The 25,765-nt window shown below is 74.1% G+C and carries 21 protein-coding genes; 10 read left to right on the forward strand and 11 right to left on the reverse strand.

What is annotated here, in order from left to right:
• Nucleotides 1-29 precede the first annotated feature (29 nt).
• Nucleotides 30-1,064 carry a glycosyltransferase family 2 protein gene (locus tag ACMCNN_RS12900; RefSeq protein WP_412746429.1) on the reverse strand — a complete coding sequence of 345 codons (1,035 nt, stop codon included), beginning with the start codon at nt 1,062-1,064 and terminating at the stop codon, nt 30-32.
• A 1,076-nt stretch (nt 1,065-2,140) separates the two neighbouring features.
• On the opposite strand from ACMCNN_RS12900, the gene ACMCNN_RS12905 reads away from it, so the two are divergent.
• Entirely contained in the window at nt 2,141-2,476 is a 336-nt protein-coding gene (locus tag ACMCNN_RS12905) for an STAS domain-containing protein (RefSeq protein WP_412746430.1), read from the forward strand.
• Nucleotides 2,477-2,511: 35 nt separating this feature from the next.
• Here the strand turns inward: ACMCNN_RS12905 and ACMCNN_RS12910 are convergent, their stop codons facing one another.
• On the reverse strand, nt 2,512-3,354 hold the full coding sequence (locus ACMCNN_RS12910) for a DUF3626 domain-containing protein (protein WP_412746431.1): 843 nt from the start codon (nt 3,352-3,354) through the stop codon (nt 2,512-2,514).
• Between the two features lie 79 nt (nt 3,355-3,433).
• Here ACMCNN_RS12910 and ACMCNN_RS12915 point away from each other — a divergent pair, with 79 nt between their 5' ends.
• From ACMCNN_RS12915 to ACMCNN_RS12940, 6 genes are all read left to right on the forward strand, one after another.
• The gene (locus tag ACMCNN_RS12915; RefSeq protein WP_412746432.1) at nt 3,434-4,012 is read left to right on the forward strand and encodes a TetR/AcrR family transcriptional regulator; all 579 of its coding nucleotides are present in this window, start codon (nt 3,434-3,436) and stop codon (nt 4,010-4,012) included.
• Between the two features lie 15 nt (nt 4,013-4,027).
• Nucleotides 4,028-5,308 carry a cytochrome P450 gene (locus ACMCNN_RS12920; RefSeq protein ID WP_412746433.1) on the forward strand — a complete coding sequence of 427 codons (1,281 nt, stop codon included), beginning with the start codon at nt 4,028-4,030 and terminating at the stop codon, nt 5,306-5,308.
• 76 nt (nt 5,309-5,384) lie between these two features.
• Nucleotides 5,385-5,834, forward strand: coding sequence for a DUF5990 family protein (locus tag ACMCNN_RS12925; RefSeq protein ID WP_412746434.1), 450 nt, complete (start codon nt 5,385-5,387; stop codon nt 5,832-5,834).
• Complete coding sequence (locus tag ACMCNN_RS12930) at nt 5,831-8,863, forward strand: SNF2-related protein (RefSeq protein WP_412746435.1); 3,033 nt, start codon at nt 5,831-5,833, stop codon at nt 8,861-8,863. Before ACMCNN_RS12925 ends, ACMCNN_RS12930 begins: the two co-directional genes overlap by 4 nt.
• A complete protein-coding gene (locus ACMCNN_RS12935; protein WP_412746436.1) occupies nt 8,856-9,674 on the forward strand; it encodes a hypothetical protein in 819 nt (272 codons plus the stop codon). The genes ACMCNN_RS12930 and ACMCNN_RS12935 overlap by 8 nt, the downstream gene beginning before the upstream one ends.
• 116 nt (nt 9,675-9,790) lie before the next feature.
• On the forward strand, nt 9,791-10,222 hold the full coding sequence (locus ACMCNN_RS12940) for a PRC-barrel domain-containing protein (protein WP_412746437.1): 432 nt from the start codon (nt 9,791-9,793) through the stop codon (nt 10,220-10,222).
• A gap of 173 nt (nt 10,223-10,395) precedes the next feature.
• Here ACMCNN_RS12940 and ACMCNN_RS12945 read toward each other — a convergent pair whose 3' ends face one another.
• The 4 genes from ACMCNN_RS12945 to ACMCNN_RS12960 all read right to left on the reverse strand — a co-directional run bounded on the left by ACMCNN_RS12945 (nt 10,396) and on the right by ACMCNN_RS12960 (nt 13,420).
• Nucleotides 10,396-10,755 carry a hypothetical protein gene (locus ACMCNN_RS12945; RefSeq protein ID WP_412746438.1) on the reverse strand — a complete coding sequence of 120 codons (360 nt, stop codon included), beginning with the start codon at nt 10,753-10,755 and terminating at the stop codon, nt 10,396-10,398.
• A 255-nt stretch (nt 10,756-11,010) separates the two neighbouring features.
• A complete protein-coding gene (locus tag ACMCNN_RS12950) occupies nt 11,011-11,673 on the reverse strand; it encodes a class I SAM-dependent methyltransferase (protein WP_412746439.1) in 663 nt (220 codons plus the stop codon).
• Complete coding sequence (locus ACMCNN_RS12955) at nt 11,670-12,191, reverse strand: hypothetical protein (protein WP_412746440.1); 522 nt, start codon at nt 12,189-12,191, stop codon at nt 11,670-11,672. The genes ACMCNN_RS12950 and ACMCNN_RS12955 overlap by 4 nt, the downstream gene beginning before the upstream one ends.
• Before the next feature lie 65 nt (nt 12,192-12,256).
• Entirely contained in the window at nt 12,257-13,420 is a 1,164-nt protein-coding gene (locus ACMCNN_RS12960; RefSeq protein WP_412746441.1) for a peptidoglycan recognition family protein, read from the reverse strand.
• A 77-nt stretch (nt 13,421-13,497) separates the two neighbouring features.
• Between ACMCNN_RS12960 and ACMCNN_RS12965 the strand changes: the two genes are divergently transcribed.
• Nucleotides 13,498-14,532 carry an NAD(P)H-dependent flavin oxidoreductase gene (locus ACMCNN_RS12965; RefSeq protein ID WP_412746442.1) on the forward strand — a complete coding sequence of 345 codons (1,035 nt, stop codon included), beginning with the start codon at nt 13,498-13,500 and terminating at the stop codon, nt 14,530-14,532.
• Here the strand turns inward: ACMCNN_RS12965 and ACMCNN_RS12970 are convergent.
• The 4 genes from ACMCNN_RS12970 to ACMCNN_RS12985 all read right to left on the reverse strand — a co-directional run bounded on the left by ACMCNN_RS12970 (nt 14,511) and on the right by ACMCNN_RS12985 (nt 19,812).
• A complete protein-coding gene (locus tag ACMCNN_RS12970; RefSeq protein ID WP_412746443.1) occupies nt 14,511-15,947 on the reverse strand; it encodes an SDR family NAD(P)-dependent oxidoreductase in 1,437 nt (478 codons plus the stop codon). The two genes, ACMCNN_RS12965 and ACMCNN_RS12970, sit on opposite strands and share 22 nt — an antisense overlap.
• A gap of 42 nt (nt 15,948-15,989) precedes the next feature.
• The gene (locus tag ACMCNN_RS12975) at nt 15,990-16,985 is read right to left on the reverse strand and encodes a hypothetical protein (protein WP_412746444.1); all 996 of its coding nucleotides are present in this window, start codon (nt 16,983-16,985) and stop codon (nt 15,990-15,992) included.
• 265 nt (nt 16,986-17,250) lie between these two features.
• Nucleotides 17,251-18,057, reverse strand: a complete 807-nt coding sequence (gene yaaA, locus ACMCNN_RS12980) for a peroxide stress protein YaaA (protein WP_412746445.1) — start codon at nt 18,055-18,057, stop codon at nt 17,251-17,253.
• 54 nt (nt 18,058-18,111) lie between these two features.
• On the reverse strand, nt 18,112-19,812 hold the full coding sequence (locus tag ACMCNN_RS12985) for a copper resistance protein CopC (RefSeq protein WP_412746446.1): 1,701 nt from the start codon (nt 19,810-19,812) through the stop codon (nt 18,112-18,114).
• A 110-nt stretch (nt 19,813-19,922) separates the two neighbouring features.
• Between ACMCNN_RS12985 and pgm the strand changes: the two genes are divergently transcribed.
• Nucleotides 19,923-21,566 (forward strand): phosphoglucomutase (alpha-D-glucose-1,6-bisphosphate-dependent), encoded by a 1,644-nt coding sequence (pgm, locus tag ACMCNN_RS12990; RefSeq protein ID WP_412746447.1) that lies wholly within the window; start codon nt 19,923-19,925, stop codon nt 21,564-21,566.
• 170 nt (nt 21,567-21,736) lie between these two features.
• Complete coding sequence (locus ACMCNN_RS12995) at nt 21,737-24,070, forward strand: putative bifunctional diguanylate cyclase/phosphodiesterase (RefSeq protein ID WP_412746448.1); 2,334 nt, start codon at nt 21,737-21,739, stop codon at nt 24,068-24,070.
• Nucleotides 24,071-24,113: 43 nt separating this feature from the next.
• Here the strand turns inward: ACMCNN_RS12995 and gndA are convergent, their stop codons facing one another.
• Nucleotides 24,114-25,544, reverse strand: coding sequence for an NADP-dependent phosphogluconate dehydrogenase (gndA, locus tag ACMCNN_RS13000; protein WP_412746449.1), 1,431 nt, complete (start codon nt 25,542-25,544; stop codon nt 24,114-24,116).
• Between the last annotated feature and the right edge of the window lie 221 nt (nt 25,545-25,765).

Genomic DNA, 25,765 nt, shown 5'->3' on the forward strand with positions numbered 1-25,765 from the left:
GGACCGGGGGGCAGGGGCGCGGTAAGGGGTCAGTCCTCGAGCGTCGCGCGGGCGCGGCGGGCGTTGATGTCGTCGGTACGGCGGGTGCCGACCTCGCGGGTGCCACGGTTGATGCGCGCGACGTGGGGGCGGCTCTCCGGGCGGGCGCGGCCAGGGGTGGCCGGCCGGTTCACGATCTGCTCCAGGCTGGTCTGCGCCGGGATGCGGGCGGTCGTGGTCTCTGTCGAGTCCGTGGCGGCGGCCGGGGTCTGCTGGGCCGGGACCTGGGCGGGGGTGCCGCGGTGCTTGGACTTGCGCTGGCCGCGGGCACGGCCGTACTCGCTGAAGATGGTCCGCAGCACCCGGAAGCCGTCGCGGAAGGTGTTGAGGTTGGTCTCGCCGTGGATGCGCTCGTGCTCGATGCTGCCGACTTCGCCGACCTTCATGCCGTCCACCGCGGCACGAATGTTGATCATCGTCTCGATCTCGAAGCCGTCACCCCACAGCTTGCTGCCGTCGGTGGGGCGGGGCAGGGAGATGTCGGGCAGGTCCAGCACCGGGACGACCCGGCGCCAGAAGGCGTTGTAGCCGTAGCACAAGTCGGTGAATTTCGTTCCGAAAAGGACATTCACCACGAGATTGAGACCGTCGTTGCCCGGCTTGCGCAGCCGGGTGATGTCGTGGCTGTGGCCGCCCTTGGCGAAGCGCGAACCCTTCACGAACTCGGCGCCGTTGACCAGCTCGGCCACGAAGAGTGGGATCTCGGCCGGGTCGGTCGACCCGTCCGCATCGATCATCACGATGATGTCGCCGGTGCAGGCGGCGAAGCCACACGCCAGCGCGTTGCCCTTGCCGGTACGGGTCTGCTGCACCACGACGACGTCCGGGCGCAGCTCCCGGGCCACCTCGACGGTGCGGTCCACGGACCCGCCATCGACCACGATCACCTCGGCCACGTCCTCCGGCAACTTACCGAAGACGTGCGGCAGGTTCCGTTCCTCATTGAGGGTGGGAATGACGACGCTTACCTTCGGTGATGTTTCTCCGTTACGAGGCGTGTTGCCCGAGCTGGAGGAAAGCTGCATTTCGGTCCCTTTCCGGGGCGGCAGATGCGGTCGAATCAGGCGCTTCCGGACTCGAAAACGCAGGCGACTTGTCACTGCTGCCAAATCTAGCAACCCGCTACGTAGCGTCAACTAACCAAAGGGACAGCGTGACCCCATCGGCGCGGGCTGCCGCCGCCAACCGGATGAGCTGGGGGTATGCTCTCGGGCAACAATGGTGTCCATAAGCCCTCATCCGTCACATCCAGTAGCGGATTCCGGATGCCACGAAGGCATTGGATAGGGCAATTCGGACATAACCGATATTCCCTCTCAGACAATGCCTCGAAAAGACAAAAAAATAATGTCGGATTCCTCCCTGTGAAACCCATCACGCAGGGCAATCATTACGGTACGTGTTGCTTCGGGTGCAGGTCGGTTGCAGGAGCCGTCGACGCCCGTCACCTACGGAGACATGGACAGGTTGATCCGGTGACCCATTGGCCCGCCTGGAGTCTGAGAGTGTGCGAACCACCACTTTGGGTAACCCGGTGAATCGGCAGGACGCGCTCTGTGTCTGCGGCCATCAGCGCCGCGCTCACGAGCACCACCGCAGAGGGACCGACTGCACGTTCTGCGGGGCGGACCACTGCCGCCGCTTTCGACTTCCCCGGTGGTGGCGCCGGGCCGCATGATCCGGATCACGCCCCGGCGGGCCGCGCGGCGCGGCCCCGGCCGGCTGGCCTAGCGTCGCCCCACACACTCCGGTTCCCGGCGCCCGCCGTCATCCCCGGCCGGGCAATCGCCGCGGCGCCGCCCATGGCGGGGCCTGTCCCACGAGGACGGCTCCGTCATGGCCAAGCCGGCCGGTTCTCCCGTCACCGCGGCGGACCGCCCAGCCCGGACTGCCCAGTCCCGACTGCCCAGTCGGGACCGCCCAGTCGGGACCGCCCCGGTCCGGACCGCCCAGTCTGGACCGCACGCGTATCCGGCGAGCCGCATTCCCTGTCCGTCTCAGGTACCCGAATGGGCGGCAGCCTGCGGATGACAACGGCGCCGTTGTACCGTGATCGCACGGGCAGGTCGCCAGGGCGGAGGTCGCAATGGGCGAGGCCGTGATGACGACACGCCGGCAGGCCGACGGGGCGATCGTCGTCGAGGTGCGGGGCTCCCTGGACGCCGCCACGGTCGACGCGTTGCGGGCCACTCTGCTCTCCACCCTGCACGGTGAGCGCCCGGTCAGCATGATCGTCGACCTGACCTTCGTCACCTTCATGGACTCGATGGGGGTGGGCGCGCTGGTCTCCGGGGCGAACGCGGCCCGCGAGGTGGGCGCCCGCTTCGCGCTGCGCAATCCGAGCGAGTTCGTCCACCGGCAGCTGCGCGTCACGGGGCTCGCGGAGATGTTCGGCCTGCCCGGCGCGCCGTGGGCGTCGCAGGCCCACCCCGGCTGACCCCTTCCGGCCAATGTGGACGGCGCGGCCGGTCGTCAACCGGGCTGCGGGGCTCCGAACCGGGCCAGGTAGTGCCAGACCTTCTTGAGGTGCTGCGGGTCGTACCGGCCGGTGCGGGCGGCATCGCCGATCACGCGCGGGGTCAGCGGGCCGTCGGCCGCGATCTGGGCGCCCAGCTCGACGTACTCGGGTCCGCGATAGCCGGGGTGCCGCCGCAGCTCCGCCACGGTGAGGCGGAAGCCGTGATGCCACTCCAGCGGGCAGGGCAGCCGCGCGGCGGCGGCCTCGACGCCGGTGCCCCGATAGCTCGGGTCCAGCACCAGCGCCTCGACGTCACCGTCGATCCGGACGGGTCCGTGCACCTGCGCCTCGACGTAGTCGTCCAACGGGTCGGGCCGGTCGGCCGTGGCCAGCTCGATCAGCGACATCCGGTCCGCCACCGCGAACGCCGTCGGGTGCAGGTGGCTGTCCGGGTAGCAGAACGTGGCCCGGGCCAGAGCCGCCCCGCTCAGGCGCAGGTGCGCCGATCCGAAACGGGGTGCGGCGCCGACCGCCCTGCGGCGGAAGTTCAAGGCACCGTAGACGGGCCGTAGGTGGGCCGGGGCGGTGTCGTAGGCACCGCCGAAGATGCGACTCTCCCAGCGCCACCGGTCGCCGCCCGGATAGGCGGTCAGGCCACCGTTGCTGGTGCCGGTGACGAATTGGGAGACGTACACACCGTCGGCGGCGAGGGCCGCCAGGATCGGTGCGTCGCCGGCCCCGCGATCCGGGTGGAAGTTCAGCGTGATCCGCAACGCCGGGTCCACCGGCGCGCCGTGGGACAGCGCCGCGACGTGACGCAGCGCCCGCTGCCAGGGTTCCTCCGGTGCGGCTCGCACGGGGACCTGTGTATCACGATCTCCATGGGTTTCGATGCGAACCTGGAGTTCACGTGAACACATCTGTACCGTTGCGAACATGAGTGTTCGCGTGGCACGGCGGCGCTCCGCCGTACGCCTGGCCACAGCGGCCGCCCTGCTCGACGTCGCCGTCGAAGTCCTCGTCGCCGACCCCGCCGCGTCGCTGGCCGAGGTCGCCGAGGCGGCCGGCATCGGCCGCACCACCCTGCACAAGCACTACGCCACCCGCGACGACCTGCTGCGCGCGGTCGGCCACCGGGCCATCGACCTGTGGGAGCAGATGATCGGTACGGCGGTGCGCGCCACCGACGCGCCCGACGGTGGGCTGCGCGCGCTCGCCGAGGCGATGATCGCGGTCGGCCCGCACCTCGCGTTCCTCTGGCGCAACCCGATCTTCGACCACGCCGAGGACATCGGCCGCCGGTGGAAGAGCGTCGAACCGCAGGCCCTCACCGTCCTCAAACGGGCCCGCGACCGTGGCCTGCTGCGCGCCGAGGTCGCCGACCACTGGCTGCTGCAGACCTTCTACTCCCTCGTGTACGTCGCCGCCGAATCCGTCTACTCCGGACACCTCGCCCCCCGCTCCGCACCCGACCTCGTCGTGGACACCTACACCCGAGGACTGGGCGCACCCTGACGAAAGGCCCCGCACATGGCCGACCTGCGTCGCACCGCCGCCTTCGCCGCCGCCCTCTACCGTCGCCGCCTCGACTTCGCCTACCACGGATACGTTCACCGCGACCCGATGTCGCTGCTGCACCTGCGTGCCGGGCGGGAGAACCCGTACGCCGTCTACGACGGCATGCGCGCAGCCGGGCCGCTCGCCCCGACCCGGCTGAACAACTGGGTCACCGTCAGCCACCGCGTGTGCAGCGCTGTGTTGCGCGACCGGCGCTTCGGCGTCAACGCCACAGAGCTGACGGTGCCCGTCCCCGACGACGAATTCGACATGTCGTTCCTCGACCGGGACCCGCCCGACCACACCCGGCTGCGCCGCCTCGCCCAGCCCGCGTTCAGCCCCCGCCACATGGCCGGTTACCGCCCGCGCGTCGAGGCCCGCGTCGACGAGCTGCTCGACCGGGCCGGGGACGACTTCGACCTGGTGTCCGCGTTCGCGGCCCCGCTGCCGATCGCGGTCATCACCGACCTGCTCGGCGTGCCCGACGCCGACGCGGACCGGTTCACCCGATACGGCGCCGTCATCGGCAGCGCCCTGGAGGGCATCCACTCGTTGCGTCACGCCGCCCGCCTCAAGGCCGCCAACGACGAGCTGCGCGCACTGTTCGAGAGCCTGTTCGCGCTGCGCCGCCGGGAGCCCGCCGACGACGTGATCAGCCGGATCGTCGCCGCCGAGGGCGACCAGATCCAGCCCGCCGAGATGCAGCCGATGTGCTCGCTGCTGCTGGTGGCGGGCTTCGAGACCACGGTCAACCTGATCGGCAACGCGGTGCACGCGCTGCTCGCGCACCCCGACCAGTGGGCCGACCTCTGCGCCGACCCGGCCGGGCTGGCCGCCGCGGCGATCGAGGAGACGCTGCGCTGGGATCCGCCCGTGCAGCGCACCGCCCGGTGCGCACACGAGGACATCGAGCTGGAGGGCCGTACGGTCGCCCGCGGCAAGTTCGTGGTGACCCTGCTCGGCGCCGCGAACCGCGATCCCGAGGCGTGGCGTGACCCGGACCGCTTCGACATCCACCGCGAGCAGACCGTCGACCACCTCGCGTTCTCCAGCGGCATCCACTACTGCGTGGGCGCGCCGCTGGCGCGGCTGGAGGCGACCATCGCGCTGCAGCGGCTCGCCGAGCGCCTGCCCGGCCTGCGCCGCAACGGCCCGATGCGGCGCCGTGCCTCCAGCGTCGTCCGCGGCCCGCTGCACCTGCCGGTCCGGGCCTCGGCCGGCGCCCGCCGCATGGATCACGGCCTCACCGCCTGACGATCCGGGTGTCCCGCCGCCGCCGTCGTCGTCGAGCGGCGGCGGGACTGTCGTAGGCGATGCCTAGAGTCGGGGCATGCTCGTCCGGATCGAGGGGACCGACCTGCCCGGCCGCGGTGGCGGTGCCGAGGCGGCCGCCCTGCGCCTGGGCAACGTGCACGTCGGCGTCCAGCGCCGCGCCGAGGTGGTGGCGCGGGTGCGCGCCGACGCCGCCTCGGCGACCTGGGAGCTCGACGTCGTCACCCGCGAGGTCGACGACCTGCTCGACGTCTCCGGTCCGTACGTTCACGGGCGGCCCGGAGCCCGCTTCCTGTATCTGAGCTGGGGCGGCGTCGACGGCGACGAGTTCACCATGTTCCGCCGCGCCAAGCTGATGTTCGGCGACATCCCCGGCCCGCTGCTGCGCGCGGCGCACGCCGGTGATGGCGTGCTGGCGGGCCGCCTGGGCCTCACCGACCCGGCCGGCGGGCCGCGCTGCGCCCGGGTCCGGCCGCCGGACGTCCTCTGGCGGCTGGCCGCGCAGTGACCGACCCGAGGGACCAGTGCCGCGACGAGGCTCCCGCCGGCCCGCGCGCGGTCGAGGCGTCGGAGGCGGTGCGCGTGGCGCACGGGTTCGTCACGCGGGACGGCAGCCTCGGCGTGTGGACCGAGACCGACACCGTGCCGCCCCGCGCGGCCGGGTCCGGCACCAGGCCCGCGGAACGGCGGCCCCGTGGCGTCGCCCCGCCGCACCCGTTCGCCGTGGAGCCGGGGCCGGTGCCCGGCGCGGCGCCGCGGCAGGTGACCCTGCTGCTGCCCTCGACGGGGGCCGGGCCCCTGCCGTCGCCGCAGCTGGGCCTGCCACCGCGCCGGGGGACCCCGCGGCTGCGCCCGTGGGCCGTGCCCGCCCGGACCGTGCCCGCCGTGCCCGATGACCTCGCGGACGCGCTCGGCGCCCGCCCGGCCCCGTCGCTGGCCTGGCTGGCCGAGCTGAGCGCGTTCGCCGCCGACCTGGTGACGCGGGGGAGGCTGCTGCCCGCGGTGGTCGCCGACGGCCCGCGCCCGCGCGCCCGCTGGCGGCCCGTGCTCGCCGGGGCCGACGCGGCCCGGCACGCCGACCTGCTGCGCCGCATGCCACCCGCCTGTCGCGCCGAGCGCGCCCGGCCCGGCGAGGTGGCCGGCCTGCCCGCCGCCGACACGCTGCATGCCGCGCTCGGGCGGCTCGTCGACGCCGACGTCCGGCGGCGGCTGGCCGGGCGCGGACCCACCGGTGACCCGTGGCTGGCCGCGCTGACCGGCGACCCCGGGTTCGACGCGCCGGCCGGCGAACTCGACCGGCTCACCGCGGCGCTCGACGACTGGCACGCCCGGGCCACCACGGACAGCGCGGTACGAGTCTGCTTCCGGCTGTCGCACCTGCCCGACCCGGACACCGCAGGCACGGACCGCTGGCTGCTGGAGTTCCTGCTGCAGGCCCGCGACGAGCCGAGCGCGCTCGTACCCGCCGCCGACGTGTGGCGGGACCGCACCGCACCGCTGCGCCGCTGGACCCACCACCCGCAGGAACGGCTGCTGGCCGGCCTGGGCCGGGCGGCCCGGCTGCTGCCCGAGCTGGACCCGGCCCTCGACGCGGCCCGCCCGACCGAGCTGACCCTCGACACGCCGGGGGCGTACGCGTTCCTCTCCGGTGCGCCCGTGCTGGAGCAGGCCGGGTTCGGGGTGCTGGTGCCCGCCTGGTGGCGGGAGCCGCACGGCCTCGGCCTGTCGCTGCAGGTGCGTACGCCCGAGCAGATCAGCCCGGTGCTGCGCGACGACGCGGCCGACCTCGCCTCGATCGTCGAGTACCGGTGGGGGCTGGCGCTCGGGGGCCGCACGCTCACCGAGGACGAACTGGCGGACCTCGCCAGGGCCAAGGTGCCACTGGTGCGGCTGCGCGGCCGCTGGGTCCACCTCGACGCTGCGCACCTGCGGGCGGGGCTGAGCTTCCTGCGTCGCGGCGGCGGCACCATGACCGCCGGGGACGCGCTGCGCCTGGTGCGGCTGCTGCCCCCCGAGGAACTGCCGCTGCCGGTCACCGCCACCGGCGGCACGGGGTGGCTGGCCGACCTGCTCGGGGGCGACCTGGAACAGCGCCTGGAACTCGTCGAGGCGCCCGCCGGACTGGCCGGCGAGCTGCGGCCGTACCAGCGCAGGGGGTTGTCCTGGCTGGCGTTCCTCGACCGGCTGGGGGTGGGCGCCTGCCTGGCCGACGACATGGGACTGGGCAAGACCGTCCAGCTGCTGGCCCTGCTGCTGCACGCCGGACGCGGCCCGACACTGCTGATCTGCCCGCTGTCCGTGCTGGGCAACTGGCAGCGTGAGGCGGCCCGGTTCGCCCCCGGCCTGATCGTCCGCGTGCTGCACGGTGCCGACCGGCCCGACCCGGCGCACCTGGCGGACGGGTGCGACGTGGTGCTGACCACGTACGCCACCGCCACCCGCGACGCCGAAGCCCTGGCCGCCGTGGCCTGGGACCGGATCGTGCTGGACGAGGCGCAGCACATAAAGAACAGCGCCAGCGCGGTCGCGCGCGCGGTACGGCGCATCCCGGCCCGGTCCAGGATCGCGCTCACCGGTACCCCGGTGGAGAACCGGCTGGCCGAACTCTGGTCCCTGCTGGACTTCCTCACCCCCGGCCTGCTCGGCCCGGCACACACCTTCCGCGCCCGGTACGCGGTGCCCGTCGAGCGGTACGCCGACGACGACGCCGCCGACCGGTTGCGCCGGGCCACCCGGCCGTTCCTGCTGCGGCGGGTCAAGACCGACCCCGCGGTCCTGGCCGACCTGCCCGACAAGCGGCACGTCCGGCACCTGTGCGGGCTCACCGCCGAGCAGGCCACCCTGTACCAGGCCGTGCTGGACGAGCTGCTGGGCCGCCTCGCCGAGGCGCACGACAAGCGCCGCAAGGGCATCGTGCTGGCCGCCATGACCAAGCTGAAGCAGGTCTGCAACCATCCCGCCCACCTGCTCGGCGACGGTTCGCCGCTGCCCGGCCGCTCCGGCAAGCTGGAACGGCTGGAGGAGATCCTCGACGGGGTCCTCGCCGACGGGGAACGCGCCCTGTGCTTCACCCAGTACGCCCGCTTCGGGGCGATGCTGGTGCCGCACCTCGCGGCCCGCTTCGCAGTGCCGGTCCGTTACCTGCACGGCGGCACGTCGCGCGCCGCCCGCGACGAGATGGTCGAGGAGTTCCAGGCCGACCCGCGGCCCGGGATCTTCGTGCTCTCCCTCAAGGCGGGCGGCACCGGCCTCAACCTCACCGCCGCCAACCACGTCGTCCACGTCGACCGGTGGTGGAATCCCGCCACCGAGGCGCAGGCGACCGACCGGGCGTTCCGCATCGGACAGCACCGCGACGTCCAGGTGCACACGCTCGTCTGCCTCGGCACGCTGGAGGAGCGCATCGACCGGCTCCTCGTCGACAAGGGCACCCTCGCCCAGCGGGTCGTCGGCACGGGGGAGGGGTGGCTCACCGCACTGTCCACTGCGGAGCTGCGCGACCTGCTGGCCCTGGACCCGGAGGCGATCGGTGACTGACCCGGCCCGGCGATTCTCCGCGCCGTTCCTCGCGATGGTCGAGGCGCTGCGGATGGGGCCGACCTTCGCCCGCGGGCGCCGCGACGCCCGCGCCGGGCACGTACGCAGCCTCACCATCTCCGGCAGCCTCGTGGTGGCGCGGGTCCGCGCGGGCGACGAGCCCAGCGCGCACCGGGCCCGGATCGCGGTGCGCGCGTTCGGCGCCGCCGAGTGGGCCCGCGTCGAGGACGACCTGGCGGCACAGACCCGCTATGTCGCGGATCTGTTCGCCGGGCGCATGCCCGACGACATCGCGGCGGTGTTCGCCCGGGCCGGGCTGAGCCTGCTGCCGATGGGGCTGGACGAGGTGGCGATGGACTGTACGTGCGAGCGGTGGCCGATGCCGTGCGTGCACCTCGCCGCGACGTGCTACGCGCTGGCCGATTCGCTGGACACGGATCCGTTCGGCGCCTTCGCCTGGCGCGGGCGGGCCCGCGACGAACTGCTGGAGCGGCTGCGGCAGCTGCGCGGTGCCGCCGCCCACGAGGATCCGGAGGACGCGGGCGAGCCGCAGGACGACGGTGACCTCGGCGACCTCGCAGCCTTCTGGGGGCTGACCGCCGGTGGCGCCGCCCCGGCGGCCGCGGTGCCGCCGGACCGCCGGGACGGGACCGGATCGGTGTGGCTGGGCGCGGCGACGCTGCCGGGCGGCCGGCCGGACGCGCTGCTCGACGAGTACGACCCTCCCGCTCCCGGGTACGGCGGCCGCTCCCTCACCGACCTGCTGCGCAGCGCGTACCGGGCGTTGCCGTCCGACCCGGCGGACCCGTGAGCTGCAGTTCCGTCCACCGTGGAGGCGAGCCCTGTGGCACACCGCGAGGGTTCGGATCGCGACAGACGGGTAGTTGACGGGCTACGGCGAATTCATCGACGAGCGAGGAGGCCGTGATGCAACCGTTCACGTTCAACCCCTGGAACTGGCGCGATCCCGCTCTGGTCGGCGGCTACTCCGACGCCAGCGTCGACGGCGAACCGGCCGGCGACCTGCGCGCGGACGAGCAGGCCGGCGTGGATCTCGTCGGCTATCACGTCGAGGCGGTCGACGGCCGGATCGGTTCGATCGACGAGGCCACCTACGACGTGGGCAGCGCGTTCCTGGTCGTGGACACGGGCCCGTGGATCTTCGGCCGCAAGGTGCTGTTGCCCGCCGGCACGGTGCAGCGGGTCGACCACGAGGACCGCAAGGCCTACGTCGACCGCACCAAGGACCAGATCAAGAGCTCCCCGGAGTACGACAAGGACACCTTCAGCACCCCGGAGTACCGCCAGCAGGTCGGCGACTACTACGTCGGCAGCTACCGCGACACACCGCCGATGTGAGCGCAGCAGACACGCCGCCGGCCCCTTCCGGGGCCGGCGGCGTGTGCCGTCGATCGCCGGAGGTCGTGCCGCCGGTCGGCATCATGGTGCCGCCGGTCCCGAGCGGGGTCCCAGGCGGCTGAATGGTGCCGCCGGTCCCTCGGCGGTGCCGGGGTCGGCGCGGTGGTGCCGGGTCACGGACGGCAGGAGCCGTCGGTGGCGGGCGGGCCGATCTCGAACGCCGGGCCCGCCGCGCTGAAACGTCCATACACGCAGGCCGCGCCGGTGGACGCCGCGAACGTGGGCCCGGCGCGGACGACGATGTCGACCAGGCCGGCCGAGCGCAGCGCCGCGTCTACCGCCCGCCGATCAGGCACGGCCCGGGAGCCGCCGGCAAGCAGCACGAACTGCATGGTCAGGGCGTTGACGCACGCCTCGGCGCCGGGCACGGCCGCCTCCGGCACCACGCCACGCCGGGGGACCGGGTGGTACTGCTGCGCGAGGGTGAGCAGAGCCCGCTGCCGCGGATCGTTGATGTCGATGGACGGGTCCACCGACGGTCTCGGCGTCGCGCCCCACGCGCACGATGCCTCGCCGGGCCGTGGCGGGACCGGATGCGCGGATTGCGCGACCGGCGGTGCGACGGGCTGCCCCGCCCCGGTGGCCCCGACGACGGCGGACCTGGTGGGCGCGGGGTCAGGCGAGGCGGTAGTGGCCGGGCGGGCGCAGCCGGCGAGCACCGCCGCCACGGCGGCGAGAATCGACCAGCGCCTGCCCCACACGCCCGGAAACCCTAGCGGACATCGACGTCAGCCGCTTGCCTGCCGGGCCGGCGATCCACCTTCGCCCGCGCGGACCGTGCGGAGCAGGAAACCGCGCAGCACGAGATCCCGGCCGGGCAACCGGGCGGCCACGTCGATGTCGGTGACCGTGGTGGAGACCCAGCGCGGCGGGGCGAAGCTCGCCCGCAGGAACTCCTCGGTCACGCCCCAGCCCTGGCCCGCCTCCCACGCCACGGCGAGGACGAACACGGTCGCTCCGGGCGCGGCCAGACCCGGCAACAACGCCAGGTACGCCTCGGCCTCGCCGCCGCCGCGCCGGTGCAGGCTGTGCAGCAGGCCCGAGTCGAACACGGAGTCGAACGGCGCCGACGGCAGGGACAGGCGGGTGGCGTCCTGCACCTCGAAACGCACCCGTACACCCTCGCGGGCGGCCTTGGCCCGGGCCTGGTCGATCGCCACGCCGGAGATGTCGACCGCCGTCACGTCGTATCCGTGGCGGGCCAGCGCGATCGCCAGGTCACCGTTGCCGCAGCCGACGTCGAGCACCGTCGGGCCCGGTACGTCGTCGAGCACCCGGGCGAGAGCGGGCTGCGGCCCGCCGATCTCCCATGGTGGCCCACCCGAGTCGGCGGCGTCCCGGTAGAGCCGGTCGTAGTCGACGTCGTACGGGTGGTCGCCGCCGGTGGTCACACGCTGTCGCGTTGGGCCTGCCGGCGGGCGCCCGAGGCGGCGCTGGCGGCCTGCCGCTTGCGCGCGGCCTGACCCGCCGCGGGCGATGCGCGCTTCGGACTCGCGGCACGTTTGGCCGGCCCGGCCGGGCGGGTCGCGGCCGGGCGGCGCGACGCCGTCGGCGGTGTGGTGTTGCGGGCCTGCCGGGCGGCCGCCAGACGTTCGGTGCGCAACAGTTGCGCGCTGCGCCGTGCGGCGACCGCCAGCTGCCGGCTGACCCTGGCCAGGGCGTCCTCGAACACCTCGGCCTTCTCCGCATTGCGCGTGTTCTTCGGCCGCGCCCTGCCGCGCCCCCCGTACTCGGCGACCCGGCCGCTGGCCTCGCGGCGGTACAGGCCCACGTACTTGTTCCGGGCGCGGCGGATCCGCTCGTGCAGCTGCACCAGGGCGTCCTCGTCGGCATCGATGATCTGTTCGCGCTCGGTTTCGCGGACCAGCGCCAGCTCAGCCTCGGTCAGGGAGTTCAGAAGCGCCTTCATATCCCAGACCATATGGCCGCGACCGGTTCCGTTCCCGGGGATTGCCGGTCATGAAAGAGAAATCCTCAGAAGGCGCGCATCAGGGCGGCGGCGCGCTGCCGCAGCTGCGGCAGTTTCGCGTACAGCTGGTCGCCCGGGCACAGGGTCGCCCCGGCCGCCGGGTTGGCGTTGTGCCAGTCCTGGTGGCCGGCGATCGTCGCGATCGTGGCCGTGGCACCGGACACCGGGTTGACGTAGTGGGTCGTGCCGAGCGGGTCCAGCCCGGTGGCCGAGGCCAGTAGCGCCAGCACCACCGTCAGCGACCGCAGGGACGCGGCGGAGGGCGGCGTGACCATGTAGTTGCCGAGCAGGCAGATCCCGACGTTGCCCGCGTTGAACCCGCCCACGTGCGAGCCGTTGACCATCAGCGGGTGGCCGTCCGCGCCGCGCTGCGGCCCGAAGACCGGAATGCGGTCGGTATCGGAGTAGGTGCCCTCGTACACCCGGCCGTCGGCGTCGATGAGCAGCTGGTAGCCGATGTCGCCCCAGTCCATGGCGACGGCCTGGTTGTAGTAGATGCCCCGGATGTGCGCGATCGGGTCGGGCTCCGGATTGTCCTCGCCGCTGTGGTGCACCGTCAGGGTCTGCACGCCGTAGAAGGCGGGAGGGGTGTCCAGCGTGCCGTCCGGGTTGTACCGGTACGACTCGTCGGCGCCCCACGCGGCCCGGCTCAGGTAGCGCGGGCGCCACGCACAGCCCGCGGCCCGCGGCAGCGGCATCACGGCGGCCACCGGCGCTGCCGCGGCCCGGATCGGGCCCGCCACCGTGTTCAGCTCGGTGACCTCGACCGGGGCGCCGTCGGCGCGGCGTACCTGATATTCCACCGTGCCCGCGGCCGGGACCAGCGCGTGCGGTTCGGCGCCGGGGTGGTCGGGGCCGCCCGGGCAGCCGGACGCCGGGCGCCACGGTTGCCAGCCGTCGGCGGTGCGCAGCCGGACCTGCGCCGGTGCGGACACGACGAGGTGGGTGGGCGCCAGCTCCGGGGTGATCACCCGGGCGTCGCCGAGCGGGCCGCGCTCGGCCCGCACGGTGGCCGCCACCCCGTCCGGGGGCGTCGTGGTGCTCGCGGTGCCATCGGCGGCCAGGGGAGCGGCCGGCGTGGCGTCGGCCCGGGCCGCGGGTGCGGCGGACAACGGCAGCGCGGCGGCGAGACCGCCCACGCCGCGCAGCAGGGATCGACGAGAAAGCATACGTGTCAACCTATCGCGCGCCGGGAACCGGTCGGGTCCGGCCCCGCAAGGTGGCGGAGCTGGGGTAGAACCGTCGCATGCGTACGCCGTTGCCCGGGCTGGAACTCGCCGTCCCCCTGATCGCCGCCCCCATGGCCGGTGGTGCCTCCACCACGGCCATGGTGACCGCGGCCGCCCACGCGGGGGGTGTCGGGTTCGTCCCCGCCGGGTACCGCAGCACCGCCGACGTCGCCGAGCGGATCGCCGCGGTGCGCGCGGCCGGTGTGCCGTTCGGGGTGAACCTGTTCGCTCCGCCGCCGGTGCCGGTCGACCCTGACGCGTTCCGCCGTTACGCCGACGACCTGGAGTCCGACGCCGCGACGTTCGACCTCACGCTGCGCGATGCCGCGCTGGTCGAGGACGACGACCAGTGGCAGGACAAGGTGGACCTGCTGCTCGCCGACCCGGTACCCGTGGTCAGCTTCACCTTCGGCATCCCGGACCGGCGCACGGTCGCCGCGCTGCGCAGGGCCGGGACGCTGACCTGGCAGACCGTGACGGGCCCGGTGGAGGCGCAGGCCGCGGCGGACGCGGGCGTCGACGCGCTGATCGTGCAGGCCGCCGCGGCGGGCGGGCACTCCGGCACGCTCAGCCCGCACCGGCCCCTGCCGGAGCTGCGGCTCGGCGACCTGCTGGCCGCGGTCCGCGCCCGGACGGGGCTGCCGATGGTGGCGGCGGGTGGCATCGGCACGGCGGCTGACGTGGCGGCCGCCGGGCGCGCCGGCGCCGCCGCGGTGGTGGTGGGGACCGTGCTTCTGCGTACGCGGGAGAGCGGCATCTCGGCGACGTACCGGGCGGCGCTGGCCGAGGGGGCGCGGGACACCGTGGTCACCCGGGCCTTCACGGGGCGCCCGGCGCGGGGGCTGCGCAACGACTTCATCGACCGCCACACGGCCCGCGCCCCGCTGGGCTACCCGGCGATCCACCACCTGACCGCGCCGATGCGCCGCGCGGCCGCGGCCGCCGGTGACCCGGAACGCCTGCACCTGTGGGCGGGCACCGCCTACCGGCACGCCCGCGAGGAGTCGCTGGCCGAGACGTTCGGGCGGCTCTACCAGGGCGCGGGGGTGTAGTCCTTGAGGAAGCAGCCGTACAGGTCCTCGCCGCGCTCGCCGCGCACGATCGGGTCGTAGACCCGGGCCGCGCCGTCGACCAGGTCCAGCGGGGCGTGGAAACCCTCGTCGGCCAGGCGGGCCTTGGTCGGGTGCGGGCGTTCGTCGGTGATCCAGCCGGTGTCCACACTGGTCATCAGGATGCCGTCGGCGAACAGGTCCGCCGCGCTGGTGCGGGTCAGCATGTTCAGCGATGCCTTGGCCATGTTGGTGTGCGGGTGCCCCGCGCCCTTGTAGCCGCGGTTGAACACCCCCTCCATGGCGGAGACGTTCACCACGTAGCGGCGCGGGAACGGCGACGCGGTCATCGCCGCGCGCAGGCGGCTGACCAGGATGAACGGCGCGGTCACGTTGCACAGTTGGACTTCGAGCAGCTCCCGCGCGTCGACCTCGTGCACCCGGTCGCTCCAGCTGTTGGTGGCGGCCAGGTCGGGCACCAGGCCGCCCGCGTCGATGGCGGTCGACCCGGCGACCAGCGCCAGCGCGGTCACCGCCTCCGGGGTGATCGGCACGGTCGTGGCCGCCGACGGCTCGCCCGCCGACGGACCGGTCAGCGCGGCGGCCGCGGAACGGCCGCCGAGGAACTCCAGCTCCGGCAGGGGACTGTCGGGCAGCGCCGCGGACTCGGCGGCCGCCAGCGCGGAGTAGGCGCCGGCGGAGCGCCGTACCGTCTGGGCCGCGTTGTTGATCAGGATGTCCAGCGGTCCGCGGGCCGCGACCGAGTCGGCCAGCGCCACCACCTGGGCCGGGTCCCGCAGGTCGATGCCGACCACCCGCAGCCGGTGCAGCCAGTCCGCGCTGTCCCGCATCGCCGCGAAGCGGCGCACGGCGTCGTTCGGGAAGCGGGTGGTGATGGTGGTGTGGGCGCCGTCGCGCAGCAGCCGCAGCGCGATGTACATGCCGATCTTGGCGCGGCCGCCGGTGAGCAGCGCCCGCCGCCCGCTCAGATCGGTACGGGCGTCGCGGCGCTCGTGATGCGCCTTCGCGCAGTCGGGGCACAGCTGGTGGTAGAACGCGTCCACCTCGCGGTACCGCTGCTTGCACACGTAGCAGGCGCGGGCGCGGTGCAGCGTTCCGGCGCTGCGTCCCGCGGTGATGGTGCTCAGCGGCAGCCCCGCCGTCTCGTCGTCGATGCGGCCGGGCGCGGCGGTGGCGGTGGCCGCGTCGACCGCCCCGTCGGCGCGGCGGATCGCGTCCCGGCGCTCCTCGCGGCGGCGCTGCTTGACGACCTTGAACATCCCGGCCGTGGCGCGCCGGACGGCGACCGCGTCCGGATGCTCCACCGGCAGCTCCTGCACCTCGGCCAGGACCTCCAGGCACAGTGCCAGGCGGTCCGGGTCCACCCCGGCCGTGCCGGGATCAGTGGCGGTCGTCATCAGCTTCCCTCCGTGGCCGCGCGGGGCCGGGGCCGACCCGGCTCAGCGCAGCGTGGCCGCCTCCAGGGCGACCCCACCACAGTCGTTGTTGAACGACCGATCGGTGATCCAGGTCAGCTTCAGTGTGCCGTCCTTCGGGGCCCGGTACGTCACCGTGAACACCGCGGTGGCGAGATCGCCGTCGCGCTGCTCGAACGTGGCCGTCCCACTGGCCGCGCCCGTGGTCAGCTTCGCGGTGAGGCGGCCCCGTGCGGCGACCGCGCCAATGTACAGCCGCAAGGTACGGCTGGAGCGGGTGGCCGGAGCGGAGATGGTGAAGCCGTTGCCCTTGTCACAGGTGCGGATGCCGGTGGGGGTGCCGTCGGAGTTGTCCACCGGTGAGCCGTTCGTCCAGGTGAACCGCTGCGGGCTCAGGGCGTGCCGGAAGCGCGGGGCGGTCGGCGCGCCCTCCAGGATCTGGAAGTCGCCGTCGCGGTCGCGTTCCAGGGAGAACGTGCCTCCCTCGCCCCAGTGCACCCAGTCGCGGGATCCCTCGTCGGACAGGTCGACCTCGTCGGGGACCCCGGACCGGTTGATCGACACGGAGCCGCGGTCGGGCGGCGGTGAGGTGGGCGTGGGGCTCTTGCTCGGCGACGGGGTCGGCGAGCTGGACGGGCTGGGCGACCCGCTGGGCAGCGGGATGGTCTGCTCCGGGGTGGGGTCGAGCTGCACCCCGCCCAGCGCGGGCGGCTGCGGCCCGGTGATCGCCGCGCTCTCGTCGTCGCGCAGCGTCCCGTTGATGATGAAACCGAACGCCACCACCAGCAGCACCCCGGCGAGGATCACCGCGGCGGGCATGAGGAACTCGCTGAGGCGGCGCTCGGAGCTGCCGTCGCGGAGCAGGATCGACGGCACGGCCGGGCCACGCCGGCCGGCGCTGCGGTAGCCGTAGCTGGTCCGGCGGCCGGTGCCCGCGGCACCGTACGGCCGCTGCCCTCCTGCCTGTCCGCGCCCCTGTGGGTGCGGCCGGCGTACCGGCCCGCGGTCGTCGTCGGGCAACCGACCCTCCTCGGTCGTCCTCGGCCGGCCGCGGTGCCGCCGTGCGGCCGCGCGGGCAGCCGGTGTGCTGCTTGTGCTGGCTGGTCGGCGGTGTCTGTGCCGCCACCCGTGGTCTGGGGGCTACACGATCTCATTTCGATCAGTGGCGAACCAGAGCGGAATCGGTTACCAAACCCAACGGTCGATCTTCCGGTTCGGCGGTTCGGCGGACCCCGAGATGTCCGGCGTGCCCCCGGTCCCGGCCCCATGACCGGAAAGTCGCGCGCTACAGCTCGGTGACGACGAGGTCGAGACTGCGGGGGCGGCCGACGGCCACGGGCGCCTCCTCGACGCTGTGGCCGAAGTCGCGCAGCGCGGCGATCAGCTCGTCCACGGTGCGCGGCGCCGCCCCGGCGGCGGCCAGGTCGCGGACCAGCCGGCCCTTGGTGGCCTTGTTGAAGTGGCTCACCACGCTGCGCCGCCGCTGTCCATCGACGGTGCGTTCGTGCAGCACCCGCACGGTGGCGGTGCGCGCCGCGACCGCTGGGTTGGGCGCCCACATCCCGGCGTACGCGCCGGAGCGCAGGTCCAGCACCGGCCCCTCGGCCGCCGCCCGGTCCAGTGCCCGGCCGAGCGCCTTGCGCCAGTACGCGGCCAGCCCGCCCACGCTCGGCAGGCTCACCCCCACCGAGCACCGGTACGCGGGAATCCGGTCGCCGGGCCGTACCACGCCCCACAACCCGGAGAAGACCACCGCCCGCGCGTCCGCCCACGCCCGCGCGGCGGGGTCCAGCCCGGCGAGGTCCAGCGCCTCGTAGAGCACGCCGGTGTACACCTCGGCGGCGGGCGCGGCGGCGGCCTCCGCCAGGCCCGCGTTGCGGGTCACCTCGGAGCGCTGGCCGGCGCTGAGCCCCAGCGTGGTCAGGGAGTCGGCGATCCCGCGGGCGCTGCTGCGCTTGCACAGGGCGACCAGCCGGTTGAGCACCCGGCGGCGGGCCGGGGCGAGCTCGGGCAGCCACAGGGCGGACAGGTCGACCGGGTCGCCGGTGGCCGGGGCGGTCTTGCCCTCCGACGGCGGCAGCAGGATCAGCACGCGGCAGAGGCTACCGCCGGGCGGCCACACCGGGCCGCAGGGCCAGGGCGCCGGTCAGGCGGGTGGTGCGGCCCCCGGCACGGTGATCGTGGTGGTGACGGTGCCCTGGTCGATGTCGGACACGCGGACGGTGAACTTGACCTCGTACGTGCCGGCCAGCGGGAAGGTCAGCGCCCCGACCGCGTGGTGGCGTGGCACCAGCGGCAGCATCGCGGTACGCACCGGCTCGATGTCCGTCCCGGTCAGCCGGGTGGTGATGGTCCACTCCTCGGCGGGCAGCGGCGCCCCCGCGGGCGTGTAGACGAACGCGTGCACTGTGTTGTTCTCGCCGACCTCGACGGGATACACGTTGAACTGCAGCGTGAACAGCGGGCAGCTCAGCGTCTGCGAGACCCCCGAGTTCGAGGTGGCGGCCCGTTCGGCAGCGACGCTGCGACCCGGCGTGGCCTGCACCAGCACCGCGCTGAGCCCGAGCACCACGCAGGTGGCGGCGGCCTCCACCGCCACGGTGCGGCGCAGCCGGGACAGCCCGGCCGCCGGGTCGCGGCGGACCAGCCGCCGCGCGTACGCCGCGGCGCCCAGCGTGAGCGTGAGCACCGCGACCTTGGCCAGCAGCAGCCGCCCGTGGTCCGTACGCCACATCGCGGGCACCGACCCGACCTGCACGACGGCCTGCACCACACCGCCGCCGACCAGCCACACCACGGCGAGGGCGGCCCACCGGGACCAGGACGGCAGCAGCACCGCCAGCACCCGGGGGTGGGCGCGCCGCAGCAGGAACACCGCGAGGGTGACCAGGCCGCCCAGCCACACCGCCATGGCGGCCAGGTGCACCACGTCCGCGGCGGCGACCACGCCGGACAGCGGGGCCGCCACGGCGTGCCCGGTCAGCGGCCAGGTGACCAGCGCGGCCAGCGTCAGCCCGGTCACGGTGAGCGCCCGGCCCCGCCCGGCGGTGCCGTGCAGCACCGGGGGCAGCAGTACCGCCACGATCGCCAGCAGGGCCAGCCGGGCGACCAGCGCCAGGCCGTACGGGCTGGCCAGGACGTCGCCCAGCTCGCCGGGGGAGGTCTGCCACAGCGGGTCGCCGCTGGAGTTCGGGGCCTGCACCCACAGCCCGGCCAGCGTGCTCACGGCCAGCAGTCCGAGGCCGGTGCGGACCAGCCGGATCGGGCCGCGCCGCGGCAACCGCCGGGGCCACAGCAGCGCCAGCAGCAGCGCGGGGCCCACGGCCAGGGTCAGCCCCGCGTACCCGAGGAAACGGGCGGCCGGGACCGCGACCGCGACCGACGGATGCACCCCGACCGCCTGTGGTTCGGCCGGTCGCGCCGACGGCGCGCCCACCGAGAAGGTCAGCGCGCCGCCGACCGGGTGGCTGTCCGCGGAGATCACCCGGTAGCTGACCAGGTAGGTGCCGAGCGGGCGGTCGGCGCGGCGGACCGGGATGCGCAGCACGGTCCCCTCCGCGCTGGCGGCGCCGCTGATCCGGGTGCCGTCCGGGGCGAGCACCTGCACCCGCCCGGCCACGGGGGTGACCGGTTCGCTGAACACGACAGTCACCTCGGTGGGTGAGGCGCCGACGACGCTGCCCGCCGCGGGGGCCGCGGCGACCATGGCGGCATGCGCATACGCCGGGGTGGTGGGCAGCAGCAGCGCGGCGGCGCCCGCCAGCACCGCCACGATCCAGGCGGGCAGAACCCGGGCGCGCGAGGCCCGGGTGGTCGGCGGCCCCCCGGCCGCGTCGGCACCAGTCACGACCGGTAGTTCGCAGGGGACGGCGGAAAGGTTCAACGCGCGCGGCGCACCCGGGGACACGGATCGGCGACGATACGATCCGGGCAGGTCCATGACACAGGAGGTCATCGATGTCCGTGCACCCCCGCGCCGGCCGCCCCGCCGAGGCGTCCGACGCGATCGACGTGCCCCGGGTGGTCCTCAACTACTACACGGAGCATCCCGATCCGGCCGTCGCGGAGCAGCGGGTCGCGTTCGGCACCTCGGGGCACCGGGGCTCCAGCCTGAAGGTCGCGTTCAACGAGGATCACATCGTGGCCACCAGCCAGGCCATCGTCGAGTACCGCAGGGAGCAGGGCACCGACGGCCCGCTGTTCCTCGGCCGGGACACCCACGCGCTCAGCGAACCGGCCATGGTCAGCGCGCTGGAGGTGTTCGCGGCCAACGACGTGACAGTGCTGGTGGACAGCCGCGACGGCTACACACCGACCCCGGCGCTGTCGCACGCCATCCTCACCCACAACCGAGGGCGCACCGCCGGGCTGGCCGACGGGGTGGTGGTCACGCCGTCGCACAACCCGCCCGACGACGGCGGCTTCAAGTACAACCCGCCGCACGGCGGCCCGGCCGACACCGACGCCACGACCTGGATCCAGGACCGGGCGAACGCGCTGATCGCGGCCGGCCTCAAGGAGGTACGCCGGATCCCGGCGGCGCGGGCCCGTACCGCGCCGACCGTGTCGGGCTACGACTTCCTGGCGTCCTACGTCGGCGACCTGGGCTCTGTCATCGACACCGACGCCATCCGTACGGCCGGGGTGCGCATCGGCGCGGACCCGCTGGGCGGCGCCAGCGTCGCTTACTGGGGCGAGATCGCCACCCGGTACGGGCTGGACCTGACCGTGGTCAACCCGGAGGTGGACCCGACGTTCCGGTTCATGACCCTGGACTGGGACGGAAAGATCCGGATGGACTGCTCGTCGCCGTACGCGATGGCGTCGCTGATCGCCCAGAAGGACCGGTTCCAGCTGGCCACGGGCAACGACGCGGACGCGGACCGGCACGGCATCGTCACCCCGGACGGCGGGCTGATGAACCCGAACCACTACCTGGCGGTGGCGATCTCGTACCTGTTCGGAGCGCGTACCGGCTGGCCCGCCGCCGCGGCCGTGGGCAAGACCCTGGTCTCGTCGTCGATGATCGACAGGGTGGCCGCGGATCTGGGCCGTCAGCTCGTCGAGGTGCCGGTGGGCTTCAAGTGGTTCGTGCCGGGGCTGCTCGACGGCTCGGTGGGCTTCGGCGGTGAGGAGAGCGCGGGGGCGTCGTTCCTGCGCCGCGACGGCAGCCCGTGGAGCACCGACAAGGACGGCATCCTGCTCGACCTGCTGGCCGCCGAGATCGTCGCGACCACCGGGCGTACCCCGAGCGAGCACTACCGGGACCTGACGGCCCGCTTCGGCGAGCCCGCGTACGCCCGCATCGACGCGCCCGCGACGCGCGCGGAGAAGGCGATCCTGGCGAAGCTGTCACCGCAGCAGGTCACGGCGACCGAGCTGGCGGGCGAGCCGATCACCGCGGTGCTCACCACCGCCCCGGGCAACGGCGCGCCGATCGGCGGGCTCAAGGTGGCCACCGGGTCGGGCTGGTTCGCCGCCCGCCCGTCCGGCACCGAGGACGTGTACAAGATCTACGCCGAGTCGTTCCGCGGCCCGGACCACCTGGCCACCATCCAGGAGGAGGCCCGCGCGGTCGTCGCCGCCGCCCTAAAGGACTGACCATTTCCTGCCCCCGACGGGCGTATCCGCCCCGTCGTCCCACGCGGTGGGCCCCCTGATCGCCGACTCTCAGCTTCGCCTCAGCCGGGCCGACAGGTCAGCTGACACAGCGGACGGGGGGCCGGGGCGAGATGAGTGCAGGGCAGAGGCGGGGCCGGGGCGTACACGCCGTGTCCTCGGCGCGCCCCGGGCTGATGCCCCTGGCCGTCGCGGGCACCGCGGTCGCCGGGGCCATCGCCTGGCTGGTGCTGCGGGACCCGGACGGTCCCGTGTCACCCGGCTACGCCGCGGGCATCAGCGCGGCGGCCGCGGCGGCGTTCGCCTGCCACCGCATCGGCTCGATGATCATGCTGCCCCGGCCGGTCCGCGGCTACTGGAGCTGGTTGTCGCGTGCCGCGGTCGCGCTGTGCCTGTCCAGCGTCGCGGCGGTGTGGGCGCTGCCGGACACCTACCAGCGGGGCATGCCGCTGCTGGTCGCCGCGCCGCTGGTGGTGGCTGTCGTGATGGCCGTGCTGGGCTTCCTGCGCCTGCCGCGGGTGGCCACCTCCGGGCTGCGCCGCGCCCAGCTGGCGCTGGACGGCGCCACGGTCGCGGTGGCCGGTGGCCTGACTTTCCTGTACGTCGTGATCGACCTCGCGCCGACCGGCACCCCGGGCGCCACCCAGGTCGGTGCGGCCCTGGTCGGGGTCGGCGGCCTGCTGGCCCTCGTGGTCATCGGCAAGGCCGCGTCGAGCCCGGACAGCGCGGTACCCATCGCCTCGCTGCGCACGCTGGCGGTCGCCCCGCTGATCGGCGTCGCCGCCCCCGTGTTGCAGGTGGTGGGCGACGACACGGTCCGTCTGATGATCGTGGCGCTCGGGATGCCGCTGGTCGGCACCGCGCTGTGCGTGTCGGCGTACCTGCAGTTGCGGGCGCTGAGCCGCCCGGCGCCGGCCACCCCTGCCGTGCCCGTCCGCTGCGTGATCAGCTCGATCGTCCGGGCGTTGCCGCTGGTGGCCGTCGTCGGCACGGCCATCCTGGTCATCACGGTCTCGGCGCGGCAGCTCAACTGGCATCAGCGGGCGCTGGTCACCGGCGCGGTGCTGATCGTGGCGTTCGTCGCCGCCCGGCAGTTGCTCGGCCTGCGCGAGCGCGCGCGGCTGCTGGACGGGGTCCGCCAGCAGCAGACCGAGCTGGAACACCTGGCCATGCACGACCCGCTGACCGGGCTGGCGAACCGGGCGCGGTTCAGCGCCGTGCTGGCCGAGCGGCTGGACGCCCACCTGCCCGCCAGCGTGCTGCTCATCGACCTCGACGACTTCAAGATGGTCAACGACACGCTGGGCCACGCCGTCGGCGACCAGCTGCTGTACGAGGTGGCGCAGCGACTGCTGCGCGACAGCGCGCAGGGCTTCGTGCCCGCCCGGCTGGGCGGCGACGAGTTCGCGGTGCTGCTCGACGTCGACGCCCCGGAGGCCGCCGAACGGGCCGCCGCGCGGATCGTCGAGGCGCTGGCGGTGCCGTTCCGGGTGGGGGAGCACCACCTGCTGGCCCACGCCAGCGTGGGCGTCGCCCCGGCCGAGGCGGGCGAGCGCGCCGACGAGGTGCTGCGCAACGCCGACATCGCGATGTACGCGGCGAAGGACGCCGGGAAGGCGTCCTGGACCCGGTTCGAGCCGCGCATGCGCGCCGAGGTGGTCAACCACGCCCGGCTCGGCTCCGAGCTGCACAACGCGCTCATCCGGCGCGAGCTGTACCTGCTGTACCAACCCGTCTACGACATCGTCACGGGACGGCTGGCCGGCGTCGAGGCGCTGGTGCGCTGGGAGCACCCGCAGCGCGGCAACATCCCGCCCGGCGACTTCATCGGGGTGGCCGAGCGGTCCGGGCTGATCGTGCCGATGGGCTCGTGGGTGCTGCGTACGGCCTGCCGTCAGCTGTCGCGCTGGCAGGCGGAGTACGGCGACGCCGCGATCACGCGGATCAACGTCAACGTGGCCGCCCGGCAGCTGCGCGAGGCCAGCTTCGTCGACGAGGTCACCGCGGTGCTGCACGACACCGGCCTGCAGCCCGGCAACCTGGTACTGGAGGTCACCGAGTCGTCCGTGCTCGACGGGCCGCACGTACGGGAGACCCTGGAGGCGCTGCACGACCTGGGTGTGCGCCTCGCCCTGGACGACTTCGGCACCGGGCAGTCGTCGCTGAGCCTGCTGCGGGCGGTGCCGGTCGACGTGCTGAAGCTGGACAAGTCCTTCGTCGACGGCATCTGCGACGGCGCGGACCGGGGCCGGCTGGCGGTCGCCGCGGCGGTCGCGCAGCTCGCCGAGTACCTGCAGCTGTCCGCGGTCGCCGAGGGCATCGAGAGCGCCGACCAGATGAACCGGCTGCGCGAGATGGGCTACCGGCTGGGCCAGGGCTTCCACCTGGGCCGGCCGCTGCCCGCCGACGAGGTCGGCGCGATCATGGCGCGCGGCGGCGTCGACGCCACGCGCGACGGCACGGTCCCGGCCGCGCGGGTGGCCTGAGCACCCGCCCGGCCCGCCGGGAGGGCGGGCCGGGCGTCCGGTCTCAGGCCGAGACCTCGTTGCGGTCGCCCGCCCACAGCGTGTGGAACGCGCCGGGCTTGTCGACCCGGTGGTAGGTGTGCGCACCGAAGAAGTCGCGCTGGCCCTGGATCAGCGCGGCGGGCAGGCGCTGCGCGCGCAGCCCGTCGTAGTACGCCAGCGCCGAGGCGAAGCCCGGTGCCGGGATGCCCTGCTGGGCGGCCGTGGCCACCACCCGCCGCCAGGCGTCCTGGGCGCCCGCGACGGCGTCCAGGAAGTAGTCGTCGACCAGCAGCGTGGCCAGCTGCGGCTGCTTGTCGTACGCCTTGCGGATGAAGTCCAGGAACTTGGCGCGGATGATGCAGCCGTCGCGCCAGATCTTCGCCATGGCGCCCGGGTCGATGTCCCACCCGTACTCGACGCTGGCTGCCTGGATCTGCTGGAAGCCCTGCGCGTACGCGACGATCTTGGAGGCGAACAGCGCCTGCTCGACGTCGGCCTGCAGGTCGGCGCCGCCCGCACCGGCCGTGGCGGACGGGCCGGGCAGGCCGGACGCCGCCCTGCGCACCGCCGGGTCACCGGACAGCGCGCGGGCGAACACCGCCTCGGCGATGCCGCTGACCGGCACCCCGAGATCCAGCGCGGCCTGCACGGTCCAGCGGCCGGTGCCCTTCTGCTCGGCCTGGTCGACCACCACGTCGACGAACGGCTTTCCGGTCTCGGCGTCGTTCTGGCTGAGCACCTCGGCGGTGATCTCGATCAGGTACGACCCGAGCCGCCCGGCGTTCCAGCCGCGGAAGATCTCCGCGATCTCGGCCGGCGAGTGCCCGCCCGCCCGCCGCAGCAGGTCGTACGCCTCGGCGATGAGCTGCATGTCGGCGTACTCGATGCCGTTGTGCACCATCTTGACGAAATGCCCCGCGCCGTCCGGGCCGACGTGCACGCAGCACGGCTCCCCGTCGACCTTGGCGGAGATGTCCTCCAGCAGCGGGCCCAGCGCCTCGTACGACTCCGGCGAGCCGCCGGGCATGATGCTCGGGCCGTGCAGGGCGCCCTCCTCGCCGCCGGACACGCCGGTGCCGACGAAGTGCAGCCCGCGCTCCTTCAGCGCGGCCTCCCGGCGGCGCGTGTCCGCGAAGTGCGCGTTGCCCGCGTCGATGATCATGTCGCCGGGCTCCAGCAGCGGCGCGAACTCGTCGATCACCGCGTCGGTCGGCTTGCCCGCCTTCACCATGATCAGTACGCGCCGGGGGCGCTCCAGGCTCGCCACGAACTCCTCGGCACTCTCCGCGGGCAGGAACGTCCCCTCGTGGCCGAACTCCTCGACGAGTTCCTTCGTCCGGCCGTAACTGCGGTTGTGCACGGCGACCGTGTGACCGTGACGGGCGAAGTTGCGCGCGAGGTTGCGCCCCATCACCGCCAGGCCGGTTACGCCGATCTGAGCCTTCTCCGTCATGAACGTCCTTCCTCCGTGCGAGCGCCCGGAGAACCACACTGCATCCGGGCTGCTCGCAGGCCACTCGACGCCGGTGCGTCGGGACACGCCCATTCTTACGTGTCCGCCGCGCCCAGAGTTCGAGTCTGCCCGCCTGGTGGACCGTCACGTCCGGCCGGAGCTGGGCGTCGAGCCCGGCCGGGGAGGGTCACCGGCCCGGGCGGCGCGGCGGGTCGAGCCGG

Origin of the sequence: Krasilnikovia sp. MM14-A1004, from assembly GCF_047159485.1 — a bacterium.
Classification (GTDB): Bacteria; Actinomycetota; Actinomycetes; order Mycobacteriales; family Micromonosporaceae; genus Actinoplanes.

What these genes read in the sequence shown, in the direction of transcription:
- ACMCNN_RS12965 (WP_412746442.1), top strand. Translation starts at nt 13,498, where the DNA reads ATGCGTACGCCGTTGCCCGGGCTGGAACTCGCCGTCCCCCTGATCGCC.
- ACMCNN_RS12920 (WP_412746433.1), top strand. Translation starts at nt 4,028, where the DNA reads ATGGCCGACCTGCGTCGCACCGCCGCCTTCGCCGCCGCCCTCTACCGT.
- pgm (WP_412746447.1), top strand. Translation starts at nt 19,923, where the DNA reads ATGTCCGTGCACCCCCGCGCCGGCCGCCCCGCCGAGGCGTCCGACGCG.
- ACMCNN_RS12955 (WP_412746440.1), bottom strand. Translation starts at nt 12,191, where the DNA reads ATGAAGGCGCTTCTGAACTCCCTGACCGAGGCTGAGCTGGCGCTGGTC.
- ACMCNN_RS12940 (WP_412746437.1), top strand. Translation starts at nt 9,791, where the DNA reads ATGCAACCGTTCACGTTCAACCCCTGGAACTGGCGCGATCCCGCTCTG.
- ACMCNN_RS12970 (WP_412746443.1), bottom strand. Translation starts at nt 15,947, where the DNA reads ATGACGACCGCCACTGATCCCGGCACGGCCGGGGTGGACCCGGACCGC.
- ACMCNN_RS12900 (WP_412746429.1), bottom strand. Translation starts at nt 1,064, where the DNA reads ATGCAGCTTTCCTCCAGCTCGGGCAACACGCCTCGTAACGGAGAAACA.
- ACMCNN_RS12960 (WP_412746441.1), bottom strand. Translation starts at nt 13,420, where the DNA reads ATGCTTTCTCGTCGATCCCTGCTGCGCGGCGTGGGCGGTCTCGCCGCC.
- ACMCNN_RS12905 (WP_412746430.1), top strand. Translation starts at nt 2,141, where the DNA reads ATGACGACACGCCGGCAGGCCGACGGGGCGATCGTCGTCGAGGTGCGG.
- ACMCNN_RS12925 (WP_412746434.1), top strand. Translation starts at nt 5,385, where the DNA reads ATGCTCGTCCGGATCGAGGGGACCGACCTGCCCGGCCGCGGTGGCGGT.
- gndA (WP_412746449.1), bottom strand. Translation starts at nt 25,544, where the DNA reads ATGACGGAGAAGGCTCAGATCGGCGTAACCGGCCTGGCGGTGATGGGG.
- ACMCNN_RS12915 (WP_412746432.1), top strand. Translation starts at nt 3,434, where the DNA reads ATGAGTGTTCGCGTGGCACGGCGGCGCTCCGCCGTACGCCTGGCCACA.